Below are 14453 nucleotides of genomic sequence, written 5' to 3'. Positions count from 1 at the left end.
TCCGGTTCGACCGCCCGCCAGTCGAGGCGGTCGCGGTAGCGGCGACGCGCGACCAGCCAGCCGACCGAGAACGGGATCGCCCCCAAGGTCCACGACTCCCAGGAGGGCCGACCCGGTCCCGTCGGAGACCGCTCCGACGTCACCGAAGAGCCGTCAGCGACCGAGGACGAGGTAGGCGAGGCCGAGGACGCCCCGGTAGCCGCCGACGTACTGGCGCAACCGGTCGTCGAGCTGTGTGCGGACGTCGGCCGCGCGGGGATCCTCCGGGTACGCCAGCAGCCACTCCTGGCGGCCCGCCAGCCAGGTGGACTCGAAGTCGTCCCACTCCCGTTGGTCGGCGGTGCTCAGGTGCAGCACCCGCCAGCCGCGTTCCCGGGCGGCCTCGACCAGCTCCGGGAGGGTCACCACCTCCGGGCCGAAGATCTGCTCGACCTCCCGTGTCGGCGGGCGCTCCCAGTACGCGTCGCCGAACAGGAGCCGGCCACCGGGTCGGACCACGGCGGCGAGCGCGTCGAGCGCGGCCCGGGTGCCGCCGAAGGCGTGCGCCGACCCGATGCACAGGACCCGGTCGGCCGGCTCCTGCCAGGCCGCCACCTCCCCCATGACGAAGGCGACGTGTCGGTTCAGCGACCGGTCCGCGGCCAGCCGCCGCCCCCGGTCGAGGGCGACGCCGTCGGTGTCGACGCCGACGCCCCGCGTCGCGACCGGGCCGGACACGCCCCCGGCGGCGACCGCCCGCAGCAGCAGCTCACCCCAACCGCACCCGAGATCGAGTACGCGCGCGCCGGGGCGGACGTCGAGTCGCTGCAGCAGCAACGCCGCGTGCTCCGGCGCCAGTGGCGTGTTCCAGCGCATCCGGGCGTGGCGGCTGGCGGCGAGGTGGTCGGCTGACTGCATCCGTTGAGGGTGCCAAGTCGTGATCGTTGGCGTGCGCCGGGTCCGGTGCCCGCGCGTACGGCAGGATCGGTGGGGTGGACGCGCAGCGGTCGGGGCCGTTTCGGCCGCCGACCCGGCAGGAGGTGGCGGCGGCGGCCGGCCGGGGTCTGGCCGACGTGATCGGCCCCGGCCTGCGGGTGCTGTTCTGTGGCTTCAACCCGGGTCTCTACTCCGCGGCCGTGGGGCTGCCCTTCGCCCGCCGGGGCAGCCGGTTCTGGCCGGCCCTGCACGGCGGCGGTTTCACCGACCGGGAGTTGCACCCGTGGGAACACGACGAGTTGCTGCGCCAGGGCCTGGGCATCACCAGCCTGAGCAACCGGGCCACCGCCCGCGCCGACGAGCTGACCTCGGCGGAGCTGGTGGCCGGGGTGACGGGGTTGGCGGTGAAGGCGCAGCGGTACCGGCCGCGGTGGGTGGCGATCCTCGGGGTGACCGCGTACCGGATCGCCTTTGTCCGGCCGAGGGCCGGGCTGGGTCCGCAGCCGGATCGGCTGGGCCCGGCCCGGGTGTGGGTGCTGCCCAACCCCAGCGGTCTGAACGCGCACTTCCCCCTGCCGGCGTTGACCGTCGAGTTCGCCAGGCTGCGGCGGGAGCTCGACCTCGGGTAGCCGTACCTGGTGGATCCGGTGCCGGCCTACCGTGACGTGGCGGCCATCGCGACACGGAGGTCGGCGAGCGTCGCGACCGCCCAGCGGCCGACGGCGTCGGGGTACTCCGACTCGGCTCGCTCCGTCACGTCCTGGGCAGTGACCGACCACGACACCGGCCAGCGCGCGTCGATGTGCGAACGATCGCTCGGCGGCGCCGATCGGGTGACCTTCTGCGAGCCGGCCGCGAAGCGGCCCATGTCGCGGCGCAGGCGCGCGATCGGAGGCGGTGCGGGGCCGGTCATCTCGTCGACCGAGGCGTGCAGGCGGTCGAGCGCCTCACGTGTGAGCCGGGACGGATGCTGAAGCTGGTACGTGGCCACGGCGAAGAAGTGCGCGCGCATTCCCGCCTCCGGGTCGAGACTGGGCAGCACGCGGGTCTCGATCTCGAGCAGCTCGTGCAGCCGCGTCCAGCAGTCGCCGCTCGTCGGCACCGCAGCGCCGCACTCGGCGCAGCGGTCGGTGCGCGTCGCGTTCATGGTCTCGGTGAACTGTCGCCCGTCACTGCCGGCCCTCGTCCACGAGCAGCCCGGCGAGCCCCTGGTAGTACTGCTGCATCGCGGGGTGGTACTCGTCGAACTCGGGCCGGGGCGTGCCGTCCCGGGAGGCGACGAGCAGGTCCAGGTAGTACTCCCAGCCGGCGCCGACCTCCGCGATGCCCTCCACGCTCGTGAGGTGCTGGACGAACCGCAGCTCGGTCGTGCCGTCGGTCTCGGTCAACGCCAGTTCCAGTCGCCAGGTGCCGTAGCTGTCGATCATCGAAACGGCGAGGCGTCGCTGCGGCTCGCACGCGTCGATGTGGACGTCACACCAGGGCTGCTGCTCCTCGTACGCCATCTGGACCCGGATGGTTTTTCCGGGCGCGGCGTCGCCCTCCCAGGGGCCGAACCAGCGGGCGGTGCGTTCGGACTCGGTCAGGCTGGCCCAGACGTCCGCCGCCGGGGCGCGGAAGGTCCGGGTGAGGACGAGGTCGTGGCCGGTGGCGGTGCGAAACAGGCGTCCGGCGGGGGTGCGGGTCATGCCGTGTGTTCCCTTCGGGACTGCGCCGGGCCGCGGCCGCGGCGCTCTCGGCGGGTGCGGTAGATCTCGGTCTCCAGCGCGTCGAGGTGCCGCTCCCACCGGTCGGCGGTGGCGAGCCCGGCGAGCCAGCCGGCCAGCGGGGCGAGCGGGGCGGGGTCGAGGCGGTAGATCCTCTGTCGGCCCACCACCTCGTCGCGGACCAGCCCGCTCTCGCGCAGCACCCGCAGGTGGCGGCTGATCGCGGGCCGGCTGATCGCGAACCGTTGGGCGATGTCGCCGGCGGAGAGGGGCTCGTCGCGCAGCATGGTCAGGATGTGCCGTCGCACCGGGTCCGCGATCGCGGTGGCAACCTCATCCACTCCGGAAGCGTAACCCAAAGGTTACGGGTCTGGGCACCCGCTGCGTCGATGGTGGGCACATGATCAGCTCCCCTGGCACTCTGTACGGCATGGCCACCCTGCTTCGATCCCGGATGACCGACTGGACCGTCGCCGTACCCGTGCTCGCCGTGCTGGTGCTGATCGCAACCTGGGGGCGGGACCTGCCCGGCCCGGTCATCGTGGTGGTGGCGGTGCTGTTGGGAGGTGCGGTGCTGGCGGCCGTGCACCACGCGGAGGTGGTCGCCCACCGGGTGGGGGAGCCGTACGGGTCACTGGTGCTCGCCGTCGCGGTCACCGTGATCGAGGTCGCCCTCATCGTCACGCTGATGATCAGCGGACCGGAGAAGACCCAGTCGCTCGCCCGCGACACCGTCTTCGCCGCCGTCATGATCACCTGTAACGGCATCCTCGGCCTGTCCCTGCTGCTCGGTGCGCTGCGCCGACGCGTCGCCGTGTTCAACCCGGAGGGCACCGGCGGTGCCCTCGCGACCGTGATCACCCTGGCCACGCTGAGTCTGGTCATCCCGACCTTCACCACCGCCCGGCCCGGCCCGGAGTTCAGCCCGGCCCAACTCGCCTTCGCCGCCGTCGCGTCGCTGGCCCTGTACGGGTTGTTCGTGCTCGTGCAGACCGGCCGACACCGCGACTACTTCCTTCCGGTCGACAGTCAGGGCCGGGTGATCGACGCCGAGGAGCACGCCAAACCGCCGACAACCCGCGCGGCGCTGATCAGCCTGGGGCTGCTGCTGGTGGCGCTGATCGCCGTGGTGGGGGACGCCAAGACCGTCTCGCCGACAATCGAGGCCGGCGTCGCGGCCGCGAACCTGCCGCACGCGTTCGTCGGCGTCATCATCGCCCTGCTGGTGCTGCTGCCGGAGACCCTCGCCGCCGCCCGCGCCGCGCGCCGCGACCGCGTCCAGATCAGCCTGAACCTCGCCCTCGGCTCCGCGATGGCCAGCATCGGCCTGACCATCCCGGCCATCGCCATCGCCTCGATCTGGTTGGACGGCCCCCTGCTGCTCGGCCTCGGCGGCACCCAGCTCGCCCTGCTCGCGCTGACCGCGGTGACCGCCGTGCTGACCGTCGTGCCTGGCCGGGCCAACGTCCTACAGGGTGGCGTACACCTGGTGTTGCTGGCCGCCTTCGTCTTCCTGGCCGCGAGCCCCTGACCGTCCGCCTGCCGGCTCAGCCGGCCGGCGGCGGGTCGCCCACGAGACGGTCCGCGCGGGCGTTCAGGTAGCGCTGCTGCGCCGCCTCAAGAGCTTTGCGTCACGACGCCCCGGACGACCACACTCGCCCCGGGCCATACTGGCCGTACCCGCCCCCTCCGTGAACCGTCCGGCCGCGCCGTCCGTGAATCCGGTGACGGGCGTTTCGGTCGCATCCTCGGGGTACTACCAGCGCGAGCAGCGATGTCTGGGGAGGCACAGTGGGCACACGGTCAGGACGCGACGCCCGGGGCCCGTTGGCGGGTCTCCTGATCGCCGCCCTCGTGTCGCTCGCCTGCGCCGGCGGTGGGCTGGCCGAGCCGGAGGGTGAGCGCCCCACACGGGACCGGTCGCCGGCATCGCCGGCGCCGAGCACCACCCGGGCCGACAGCACCACAAGCGTCGCCGAGTTCAAGCAGGACGTCGTCGACGCGCAGGACATCGCCGAGCGGTACTGGTCAGCCCAGTTCAAGGAGTCCGGGCAGCGGTTCCAACCGATCCGGCGGATCACCCCGTACCAACGGGCGGGCGAGGTGTCCTGCGGTGGCGAGCCGCTGCCCCGCAACAACGCCGTCTACTGCTCGCAGGGCGATTTCATCGCGTACGACGTCGCCTGGTCGGTGGCGGCGTTCCGCCAGGTCGGCGACGCGTTCGTGTTCTACCTGCTCGGCCACGAGTACGCCCACGGCATCCAGGTGCGGCTCGGCATCAACTACAGCTTCACCATCCAGCAGGAGTTGCAGGCGGACTGCATGGCCGGCGCGTTCCTCGGCGACTCGGTACGCGCCGAGGCCCTGACCCTGGCCGAAGGCGACCTCGACGAGTTCCGCGAGGGGCTGGCGGCCGTCGGCGACGACCCGGACCAGCCGTGGTTCGCGGAGGGCTCGCACGGCACCGCCGAGCAGCGCACCGACTCGTTCTTCCGTGGCTACGAGCGCTCCCTGGCGGCCTGCGACCTGGGCTGAACGGGTTGCCCGGATCACGTCGGCGCCCATCGCGGTCACCGGCGGGGTGCCGGCCTGGCAGGATCGCCGGTGTCGCCACGACCCTGGAGGATCCGCTGAGCAGCCACCACCCCGCCGCCGTGCTCTTCGACATGGACGGCACGCTTGTCGACAGCGAGAAGCTGTGGGACGTCGCGCTGCAGGAACTCGCCCGGGAGTACGGCGGGGAGCTGTCCGAGGACGCCCGCCGGTCGATCATCGGCACCGCCATGGCCGAGTCGATGCGCATCCTGCACGACGACCTGGGGCAGCCCGAACGTGATCCGGAGATCAGCGCGGCGTGGATCAACGCCCGGATCCTGGAGCTGTTCCGCACCGGACTGCCCTGGCGGCCCGGCGCGTTCGAGCTGCTGCGGGCGGTCCGCGCGGCGGGAATCCCCACCGCGCTCGTCACCTCCAGCCCTCGGGCGCTTGTCGAGATCGCCCTGGACACCCTGGGCCGGGACAACTTCGACACGGTGGTCGCCGGCGACGAGGTGGTGGCGGCCAAGCCGCACCCGGAGCCCTACCTGACCGCGGCGCGGCAGCTCGGTGTGCCGATCGAGCGTTGCGTGGCGATCGAGGACTCGCCGACCGGGGTGGCAAGCGCGCTCGCCTCCGGCGCGGCGGTGCTGGCCGTACCGGCGGAGGTGGCGCTCGCGCGCACCGCGGGCGTACACCAGGTGGAGAGCCTGACCGGCGTGGACCTGGCGCTGCTCGCGGCGCTGCTGGCCGACCGGGCCGCGGTCTAGAAAGGGCCCCCGCGGACGCGAGTGGCGTCCACGGGGGCCCTCATCGTCGCGCTCAGTCGTGGGCGATCGCGCCCAGGACGTTGATCCGGGCCGCGCGGATGGCCGGCAGCACAGCGGCCACCACCCCGATGATCGCGGCGAGACCGAGGAAGACACCCATCTGCCCCCAGGGCAGGATCAGGTCGGTGATGCCCTCGTCCTTGAGTGCCTCGACCACCGCGGCGCCGAGGCCGGTGCCGACCGCCACGCCGAGCAGCGCGCCGAACACGGAGATCACCACCGCCTCCACGGTGATCATGCCCATCGTCTGGCCCCGGCGCAGGCCGATCGCCCGCAACAGACCCAACTCGCGGGTCCGCTCCAGCACCGACAGCGCCAGGGTGTTGATGATGCCGAGCACGGCGATCACGATGGCCAGGGCCAACAGGATCTGGATCATCGTGAGCAGCCCGTCGAGCTGACCGGTCTGCTGCTTGATGAACGCGTCCCGGTCGGCCACCGACACCTCGGGGCTGTCTGCCAGCAGCGTCTCCACCTGGGGCTGCACGTCGGCGACCCGGGCACCGGGGGCGAGCTGGATGAAGCCCTGGATGGGCTGCGGGATGGTGAAGTCCTTCGCGGCCTGCACCGGCAACGTCACCGGGTTGGTCAACTGCGACGACTCGTAGATGCCGCTGACGGTGTACGTCCGTGCCTCCCCCCGGGTCAACTGCACCTTGACCGTCGAACCCACCGACCAGCCACGCGAGGTGGCCGTGTCCGAGCTGGCCAGCATCTGGGTCGGCCCGAGCCGGTCGATGTCACCGGCGGTGGCCTTCGCCCCGAAGATCTGCCGCAGCGACGCGACGTCACTGCTCGCCGCGACCCAGGTGCTCTCGCCGTCGAGCTTCGCCATGTCGCCGTACTCGCCGTCGACCAGCCGCACGCCGGGCAGCGCCTTCGCCTGGTCCAGCACGCCCGGGTCGAAGCTCGGTGGACGCGGGCCACCCTGCTGACCGGAGATCACCAGCTCGGCCTTGATGGTGTCCTGGGCGAGCGCGCTGATGCTGCCCTTGGCCGAGTCGAGGATCACCGTGACGCCGGTGACCAGCGCGATGCCGACCATCAGCGCCGCGGCGGTGATCGCGGTGCGGCGCGGGTTGCGCCCGGAGTTGAGCCGGCCCAGCTTGCCCGGCACCGACCAGGAGAAGATCGCGCCCAGCAGGTTCACCACCGGCCGGCTGATCAGCGGGGTCAGCAGCGCCACGCCGATGAAGGCGAACAGCACCCCACCGAGGATGGTGGGCAGCGTCTGGCCGCTGGCGTTGCCGCTGAGCCCGAGGAACAGCAGCACCGCGCCGATGCCGGTGACCACCGATCCGGTGATGGTGATCTTGGTCAGTGGCCGGTCCGGCGTGGCCACGTCCTGCATGGCCGCGATCGGTGGGATCCGCGACGCCCGCAGCGCCGGCAGCAGCGCCGCCACCACCGTGATGACCAGCCCGACGGCGAACGACCCGATCACCGCGGCCGCCGGCACACCGATGCCGGCCAGGGTCAGGCCACCGGCCAACTTGCCGAACAGGAACGCCAGCAGCGCCCCCACGCCGATGCCGGCGGCGAGACCGAGCACCGAGGCGATCAGCCCGACCGCGATGGCCTCCAGCACCACCGAACCGATGATCTGCCGCCCGCTGGCCCCGATGGCGCGCATCAACGCCAACTCCCGGGTGCGCTGCGCCACGATGATCGAGAAGGTGTTGAGGATCAGGAACGTACCGACCAGCAGCGCCACCGCGGCGAAGCCGAGCAGGATCTTGTTGAAGAAGGACAGGCCCTCCTTCAGGCTGGCCGAGGCGTCCGCGGCCACCTGCTTACCGGTCTTCACCTCGAAGTCCGGGCCCAGGGTGCGGGCCACGTCGTCGCGCAGCTTCTCGTCGGAGACCCCGCCGGCCGCGCTCACCGTGATGCTGCTGAACGTGTCCGGCTGGCCGAGCATCAGCCGCTGCGCCACCGGCGTGGTGAAGAAGACCTCGTTGACCCCGCCGATCGAGTCCCGGTCACCGCTGTAACCCATGATGCCGACCAGGGTGAAGTCCCGCTTCTTCGACTCGAACGCGGTGAGCACCCCGACCTGCTGGCCGACCTGCACCTTCGCGGTCGTCGCCAGCGACTTGTTGACCACGATCTCGTTCTCGGCCTGCGGCGCGCGCCCCTCCCGCAACTGCATCAGGTCGCTCTCGCCGATCCAGTTCTCGCCAAGCTGAGGCGGACCGAACGAGGTGATCACCTTGCCGTTGCTGCCGATCACGCGGGCACCGTCGGCGTTGACGATGCCGGTCGCCGAGGACACCCCGGGCACCTGCTTGACCCGCTCCACCACGGCGGCGGGCAGCGGGGCGGAGGTCTGCTCGCCCTCCATCTCGCTGAGCTCCACCTTCGGTTTCGCCGCGACGTTCACGTCGATCTCGGAGAAGCCGTCGGCGAAGACGGAGTCGAACGAACGGCCCAGCGTGTCGGTCAACACGAAGGCGCCGGAGACGAACATCACCCCGAGCACCACCGCCAGACCGGACAGGATCAGCCGGACCTTGCGGGCCAGCAGACTCTTCAGTGTCGCCCGGAACATCAGTTGCCCACCTCGGCCGGAGTGTCCAGCTTCTTCATGGTGTCCAGCACCGTCTCGGCGGTCGGCTCGATCAACTCCGAGACGATCTGCCCGTCGGCGAGGAAGACCACCCGGTCGGCGTACGCGGCGGCGGTCGGGTCGTGGGTCACCATCACGATCGTCTGGCCGTGCTCGCGGACCGAGCTGCGCAGGAAGTTGAGCACCTCCGCGCCGGAGCGCGAGTCCAGGTTGCCGGTCGGCTCATCCGCGAAGATCACCTCGGGGCGGGAGACCAGGGCCCGCGCGCACGCCACCCGCTGCTGCTGCCCGCCGGAGAGCTGCGCCGGCCGGTGGTCCAACCGGTCCCGCAGACCGACCGTGGTGATCACCGTGTCGTACCAGGCCGGGTCCGGCTTGCGCCCGGCGATCGACAACGGCAGCAGGATGTTCTCCTTGGCGGTCAGCGTGGGCAGCAGGTTGAACTGCTGGAAGATGAAACCCACCTTGTCGCGGCGCAGCTTCGTCAGCCCCGCGTCGCCCAACCCCGTGACTGTCGTCTCACCGATCGCCACCGTCCCCCGGGTCACCGAGTCCAGGCCGGCCAGGCAGTGCATGAGCGTCGACTTGCCGGAACCGGACGGTCCCATGATCGCGGTGAACCGGCCACGTTCGAACTCCGCGCTGACCCCCCGCAGGGCGATGACCTGAGCCTCGCCGCTGCCGTACACCTTCCACACGTCGTTCGCCCGGGCCGCGGCCTGCGCCTGCTGGCCTACCGTCGCGGTCACGTCATCTACCTCTTCCGTCTGTCCGTATGTTCACGCCGCCCCCCGATGGTCCGGCGCGACTGTTCCATCATCGGCGCTGCTCACGCCCGTTCCGTCCGCCCACGGGGGGACCCGGCGCGGATTTCCCGCTGCGGGTGGCCCCCGATGTCGGATCAGGGTTGCCCCTGACCCGACGGCCGGTCGACCCCTTTTCCCGCGACCGGAGACAGCGCCGAAGCCGACCCTGCCCCCTCACGCCACAGGAGGGTCAACCGCGCCGAGCCGTCTCCGGTCACGGTAGGTGAGCACGGCAACCCAGCCGTCCCCCAGCGGAGGGATTCTTGAGTACGCCGGGTGGGGTAGCCGGCGGACGCCGGCTACGCCCTGGGGCGGATCAGGCCCGACTCGTACGCCAGCACCACGGCCTGCACCCGGTCCCGTAGTCGCAGCTTCGTCAGCAGGCGCCCCACGTGGGTCTTCACTGTGGTTTCGCTCACCGACAGCACCGCCGCGATCTCGGCGTTGGACAACCCCCGGGCCACCTGCACCAGCACCTCGCGTTCCCGGTCGGTGAGCGCGTCGAGCACCGGCGCGGGCGTCGCCGCCGGATCGGGCAGCAGGTCGGCGAAGCGCTCCAGCAGCCGCCGCAGGATCCGCGGCGAGACCACCGCGTCCCCACCGGCCACCGTGCGGATCGCCGCGATCAGCTCCTCGGCGGGCACGTCCTTGGCCAGGAACCCGCTGGCGCCCGCGCGCAGCGCCCCCACCACGTACTCGTCCAGGTCGAACGTGGTGAGCACCAGCACCCGCACCGGCAGCCGGGAGTCGACGATGGCGCGGGTCGCCGCCACCCCGTCCATCCGGGGCATCCGGATGTCCATCAGCACGACGTCGGGCAGCAGCCGCCGGGACAGCTCCACCGCCTCCACACCGTCGCCGGCCTCGGCCACCACGTCCAGGTCACCCTCGGCCCCCAACACCATCCGGAAGCCGGTACGCAACAGCGGCTGGTCGTCGGCGAGCAGGATCCGCACCGGCCGCGCCGAGGCCACCCGATCCGTCATCTCGCCTCCTGTCCGGCCGACATCGTGCTGCCGCACCCGGTCATCCTCGCGTACGTAGGCGGGTGCGTCGCGGATCACCGTAGAGGCCGGCCGGTCGCCCTGTCCCGACCGCGGCGGCACCATTGCGGTCGGGTCCACCGGATCGGCGCGCGGCTCGCCCACCGACCCGAGGAGGCGATCAGCGTCGCCGGGGCCGGACCGACCTCACCGGGGCGCGGGGACGGCCGTCACTCGTCGGCGCCCGGCGTCACCGGAGCGGACCGCGAGTCGCGCAGCGGGTCGGTGCTCGCCGGCGCGACCGGAAACGGCGGCGGAGTGCCACCGAAGGTGGGGCAGAGCGCCTGGTGGCTGCACCAGTCGCACAGCTTGCTCGGTCGGGGCCGGAAATCCTGCCGGGCGGTGGCCTGCTCGATCGCCCGCCACAGGGCCACCACCGTGCGCTCGAAGCGGACCAACTCGTCGGCGTCCGGCGTGTAGTCCAACACCTCGGCGTCGCGCAGGTAGAGCAACCGCAGCACCCGGGGCACCACCCCCCGCGTGCGCCACAGCACCAGGGCGTAGAACTTGAGCTGGAACAGCGCCCGCGCCTCGAACGCCTCCCGTGGCGCGCCGCCGGTCTTGTAGTCGACCACCCGCAGCGCGCCGTCCGGAGCGACGTCGAGCCGGTCGAGGTAGCCCCGGATCAGCAACTCCTCGTCGACCACCGCCGAGATCAGGCTCTCCCGTTCGGCCGGCTCCAGCCGGGTCGGATCCTCCACCGCGAAGTAGCCCTCCAGCAGCCCCGCGGCCGAGCGCAGGAACTCCACCGGCCCGGCCGGCTCCGCGCCGTCGAAGATCCCGGCCAGCTCCGGCTGCTCGGTCACCAGCCGGTCCCACTGGGGGGCCACCAGGTCACCGGCCGCCGCCGGCGTGCGGCCCTGCGCGGGCAGGTCGAACAGGCGCTCCAGCACCGCGTGCACGAGCGTGCCCCGGGCCTGCTCGATCGTGGTGCGCTCGGGCAGCCGGTCGATGCTGCGGAACCGGTAGAGCAGCGGGCAGGTCTTGAAATCCGCCGCCCGCGACGGCGACAGCGAGGCGCGGACCGTCGGCGGCGCCTGCGCCGCGGGGGAGGGTTGGGAGGTGGTGACCGATTCCGCCGTCATGTCGGCAAAGGTTAGGGCACCGGTGTGACACCGACCGCCGCCCGCCCCGCACGGCGACGGTCCGTAGCATCGTGGCGATGGAGCAGACATCCCGGCCGCCGCGCCGACCCGACCGGCGTCTCGGCCTGAACGTCGGCCGGGTGTTCGGGGTGCCGCTGCACCTCAACGGCTCCATGGTCCTGCTGGCGGTGCTCATCGCCGTGCTGTACGCCGAATTCGCCCGCCGACAGCTCGACCTGCCGCAGATCAGCGGCTACCTGATCGGCTTCGGGTTCGTGGTGTCGCTGCTCGGCTCGGTGCTGCTGCACGAGCTGGGTCACGCCCTCACCGCCCGCCGGCACGGCATCGGTGTGCGCGGAATCACCCTGGAACTGCTCGGCGGCTACACCGAGATGGACCGCGACGCCCCGTCCCCCCGCGTCGACCTGCTGGTGTCGCTGGCCGGCCCGGCGGTCTCCGCGGTGCTCGGCGTCCTCGCGGTCGCCGCCACCCTCGCCCTGCCCGAACGGACGGTGGCGCACCAACTCGCCTTCCAACTCGCGGTCAGCAACGTCATCGTCGCGCTGTTCAACAGTCTGCCCGGGTTGCCGCTCGACGGCGGCCGGGCGCTGCGCGCCGCCGTCTGGGGGCTGACCGGCGACCGGCACCGCGGCACCGAGGTCGCCGGCTGGGCCGGCCGGGTCGTCGCGGTCGGCACCGCCGCCCTGGTCGGGCTGCTGACCGTGGCCGACTACCTGGTGCCGCTGGCGCTGCCGCTGATGCTGCTTGTCGCCGTCACCCTCTGGCGGGGCGCCGGGCAGGCGATCCGGGCCGCCCGGGTCAGCCGCCGGTTCCCACTGATCGACCTCTCCCGGCTGGCCCGCCCGGTCTGGCCGGTGTCCACCGGTACGCCCCTGGCCGAAGCCCAGCGCCGACGCGCCGAAGGCGGTCAGCCGACCGCGGCCCTGCTGGTCACCGACTCCACCGGCCGGCCGGTGGCGCTCGTCGACCCGGCCGCCGCCGACGCGGTGCCCGTCGACCGCCGACCATGGCTGGCGGTGGACACCGTCGCCCGGGCACTCGGCACACTTCCCGCGCTGCCGGTCGGCTGGGACGGCGAGCGGGTGATGGAGGCCGTACAGACCCACCCGGGCGCGCAGTACGTGGTGACGTCAGGCGAAGATGTCGTCGGCATTCTGCACATCGCGGACCTTGCACAGCTCCTCGAACCCAACCGGAAGATGACACCGTGACCGCAACTCCCTCCACCGTCGGAGCCGACCCCACCACCCCGGCGCTGACACCCGTGCACCGTGGGCCGTTCCGGCCCGGCGACCGGGTTCAGCTGACCGACCCCAAGGGGCGGATGCACACCGTGACGCTGGAGCCCGGCAAGGAGTTCCACACCCACCGCGGCATCCTGGCGCACGACACGCTGATCGGGCTCCCCGACGGCAGCGTGGTGACCACCGCCGGTGGCGGCACCGCGTTCCTCGCCCTGCGGCCACTCCTGTCGGACTACGTGCTGTCCATGCCGCGCGGCGCCCAGGTGATCTACCCGAAGGACTCGGCGCAGATCGTCGCGATGGGTGACATCTTCCCCGGCGCGAAGGTCCTCGAGGCCGGCGCCGGCTCCGGCGCGCTGAGCTGCTCGCTGCTGCGGGCCGTCGGCACCGAGGGCGAACTGCACTCGTTCGAGCTGCGCGACGACTTCGCCCAGATCGCCAAGCGCAACGTCGAGGCGTTCTTCAACGGGCCGCACCCGTCGTGGCGCCTGCACGTCGGTGACGTCGCGCAGTGCCAGGAGACCGGCTTCGACCGGATCATCCTGGACATGCTGACCCCCTGGGAAACTCTCGACATGGTCGAGCGGGCGCTGGTGCCCGGTGGGGTGTTCATCGGCTACGTCGCCACCACGCCACAGTTGTCCGAGCTGGTGGAGGCGCTGCGCGAGCGCGGCGGCTGGACCGAGCCGCGCGCCTGGGAGTCCCTGGTGCGCGATTGGCACGCCGAGGGCCTCGCCGTCCGGCCGGACCACCGGATGATCGCGCACACCGCGTTCCTGGTGTCCGCGCGCAAGCTGGCCCCCGGGGTCACCGCGCCGCCGCGCCGCCGCAAGCCCAGCAAGGGCACCGAGGCGTACGCGCAGCGCCGCCAGGACCTGCGCGCGGCGGAGGCGGCCCGACAGGCCGCCGCCCTGGTGGCAGGTGCGCAGTCCGACGGTACGGGGGAGATGGACAGGCCGTGACCATCGAGCTGGCCGGCGGCACCGCCGAGCAGGGGGAGGCGCTGGCATGAGCCGACCGGGCTACGGCGGCGGTGACCTCCCCGCGGTCTTTCCCGACTGGTCGCCCTACCAGGATCTGGAATCGGCGGCACGGGCCTACCTGCGCGACCCGGACGTCGCCCTGGAGGCGCTCGGCGGCGTGCTCCGCGGCGCGTCGGTGCTCGGCTTCACCCTGGAACGCTTCGTCAACGAGGTGAACGGCGTGTGGCAGGAGGTCGTCGTCTGCGACGGCAGCCGGCTCATCCTCTGGCACGGTGAGGACGTGCCCCCGGAGGAGGGCCCGCCGGGCTCGATGACCTCGTCGTTGCGGGTCGTGCCGGTCTCCACCGTCACCGAGGTCGGTTGCCGGCGGCGGCTCAACCGCTCCGACAGCGGCGAGATCCGGGTCGACAGCATCGACGTCTACCTGCTGCTCACCTCACTCGACGAGGCGCCGCCGAGCGAGGAGATGGTGGGCACGCCACGGCACGACGCGCTGCGCTTCGGCAAGACCCTCGACGACGGTGGGGCCGGGCAGATCGCCCGGCTTGAGGAATTCGCGCGGCTGGTCGCCTCGGTGGTCGGCCGTCCGATGCTCTGAGGCGTACCCCCTGGACCCGGCCGGGCCGCGTGGGGCAGGGCTTGCAGTAGGTGGCATAGCCGGAGGTGTCCGACCGGTTACGGGGGAAGGCATCGAACGGCTTGACCGCATCGCAGGCCGG

Annotated in this window: 15 protein-coding genes; 7 read left to right on the top strand and 8 right to left on the bottom strand. The window is 72.3% G+C overall.

Annotated elements, in window-relative coordinates; all coding sequences use genetic code 11:
• Window positions 1-153 precede the first annotated feature (153 nt).
• Window positions 154-897 carry a methyltransferase domain-containing protein gene (locus AB0F61_RS31975; protein WP_357817441.1) on the bottom strand — a complete coding sequence of 248 codons (744 nt, stop codon included), beginning with the start codon at window positions 895-897 and terminating at the stop codon, window positions 154-156.
• 74 nt (window positions 898-971) lie between these two features.
• On the opposite strand from AB0F61_RS31975, the gene mug reads away from it, so the two are divergent.
• Entirely contained in the window at window positions 972-1544 is a 573-nt protein-coding gene (gene mug / locus AB0F61_RS31970; RefSeq protein ID WP_357817439.1) for a G/U mismatch-specific DNA glycosylase, read from the top strand.
• A 26-nt stretch (window positions 1545-1570) separates the two neighbouring features.
• On the opposite strand, the gene AB0F61_RS31965 is transcribed toward mug, so the two are convergent.
• Genes AB0F61_RS31965 through AB0F61_RS31955 form a run of 3 tightly spaced genes read right to left on the bottom strand, consistent with a single transcriptional unit; the run spans window position 1571 to window position 2962 of the window.
• Window positions 1571-2062, bottom strand: a complete 492-nt coding sequence (locus AB0F61_RS31965; RefSeq protein ID WP_357817436.1) for a DUF5946 family protein — start codon at window positions 2060-2062, stop codon at window positions 1571-1573.
• A 22-nt stretch (window positions 2063-2084) separates the two neighbouring features.
• Window positions 2085-2603: an SRPBCC family protein gene (locus tag AB0F61_RS31960; RefSeq protein WP_357817434.1), complete on the bottom strand. Its 519-nt coding sequence runs from the start codon at window positions 2601-2603 to the stop codon at window positions 2085-2087.
• Complete coding sequence (locus AB0F61_RS31955; protein ID WP_357817431.1) at window positions 2600-2962, bottom strand: metalloregulator ArsR/SmtB family transcription factor; 363 nt, start codon at window positions 2960-2962, stop codon at window positions 2600-2602. The genes AB0F61_RS31960 and AB0F61_RS31955 overlap by 4 nt, the downstream gene beginning before the upstream one ends.
• Before the next feature lie 89 nt (window positions 2963-3051).
• On the opposite strand from AB0F61_RS31955, the gene AB0F61_RS31950 reads away from it, so the two are divergent.
• The 3 genes from AB0F61_RS31950 to AB0F61_RS31940 all read left to right on the top strand — a co-directional run bounded on the left by AB0F61_RS31950 (window position 3052) and on the right by AB0F61_RS31940 (window position 5926).
• Window positions 3052-4152 (top strand): ionic transporter y4hA, encoded by a 1101-nt coding sequence (locus tag AB0F61_RS31950; protein WP_357817481.1) that lies wholly within the window; start codon window positions 3052-3054, stop codon window positions 4150-4152.
• 260 nt (window positions 4153-4412) lie between these two features.
• A complete protein-coding gene (locus tag AB0F61_RS31945; protein WP_357817428.1) occupies window positions 4413-5156 on the top strand; it encodes a neutral zinc metallopeptidase in 744 nt (247 codons plus the stop codon).
• Window positions 5157-5275: 119 nt separating this feature from the next.
• Window positions 5276-5926 (top strand): HAD family phosphatase, encoded by a 651-nt coding sequence (locus AB0F61_RS31940; RefSeq protein ID WP_357817425.1) that lies wholly within the window; start codon window positions 5276-5278, stop codon window positions 5924-5926.
• 52 nt (window positions 5927-5978) lie between these two features.
• Here the strand turns inward: AB0F61_RS31940 and AB0F61_RS31935 are convergent, their stop codons facing one another.
• From AB0F61_RS31935 to AB0F61_RS31920, 4 genes are all read right to left on the bottom strand, one after another.
• Entirely contained in the window at window positions 5979-8534 is a 2556-nt protein-coding gene (locus AB0F61_RS31935) for an ABC transporter permease (protein ID WP_357817422.1), read from the bottom strand.
• Complete coding sequence (locus AB0F61_RS31930) at window positions 8534-9301, bottom strand: ABC transporter ATP-binding protein (RefSeq protein WP_357817420.1); 768 nt, start codon at window positions 9299-9301, stop codon at window positions 8534-8536. Before AB0F61_RS31930 ends, AB0F61_RS31935 begins: the two co-directional genes overlap by 1 nt.
• 356 nt (window positions 9302-9657) lie before the next feature.
• Window positions 9658-10344 carry a response regulator transcription factor gene (locus AB0F61_RS31925; protein ID WP_357817417.1) on the bottom strand — a complete coding sequence of 229 codons (687 nt, stop codon included), beginning with the start codon at window positions 10342-10344 and terminating at the stop codon, window positions 9658-9660.
• A 227-nt stretch (window positions 10345-10571) separates the two neighbouring features.
• The gene (locus tag AB0F61_RS31920) at window positions 10572-11486 is read right to left on the bottom strand and encodes a RecB family exonuclease (protein ID WP_357817414.1); all 915 of its coding nucleotides are present in this window, start codon (window positions 11484-11486) and stop codon (window positions 10572-10574) included.
• 77 nt (window positions 11487-11563) lie between these two features.
• On the opposite strand from AB0F61_RS31920, the gene AB0F61_RS31915 reads away from it, so the two are divergent.
• Genes AB0F61_RS31915 through AB0F61_RS31905 form a run of 3 tightly spaced genes read left to right on the top strand, consistent with a single transcriptional unit; the run spans window position 11564 to window position 14332 of the window.
• On the top strand, window positions 11564-12718 hold the full coding sequence (locus tag AB0F61_RS31915; protein WP_357817411.1) for a site-2 protease family protein: 1155 nt from the start codon (window positions 11564-11566) through the stop codon (window positions 12716-12718).
• 44 nt (window positions 12719-12762) lie between these two features.
• Window positions 12763-13713 (top strand): tRNA (adenine-N1)-methyltransferase, encoded by a 951-nt coding sequence (locus tag AB0F61_RS31910; RefSeq protein WP_357817478.1) that lies wholly within the window; start codon window positions 12763-12765, stop codon window positions 13711-13713.
• Window positions 13714-13759: 46 nt separating this feature from the next.
• Window positions 13760-14332 carry a hypothetical protein gene (locus AB0F61_RS31905; protein WP_110567382.1) on the top strand — a complete coding sequence of 191 codons (573 nt, stop codon included), beginning with the start codon at window positions 13760-13762 and terminating at the stop codon, window positions 14330-14332.
• Window positions 14333-14453: the final 121 nt, after the last annotated feature.

Origin of the sequence: Micromonospora sp. NPDC023888 (assembly GCF_040639415.1) — a bacterium.
In the GTDB taxonomy this organism is placed as follows: domain Bacteria; phylum Actinomycetota; class Actinomycetes; order Mycobacteriales; family Micromonosporaceae; genus Micromonospora.
The sequence above is the reverse complement of the archived record's forward strand: the minus strand, read 5'-3'. Positions and strand labels throughout refer to the sequence as shown.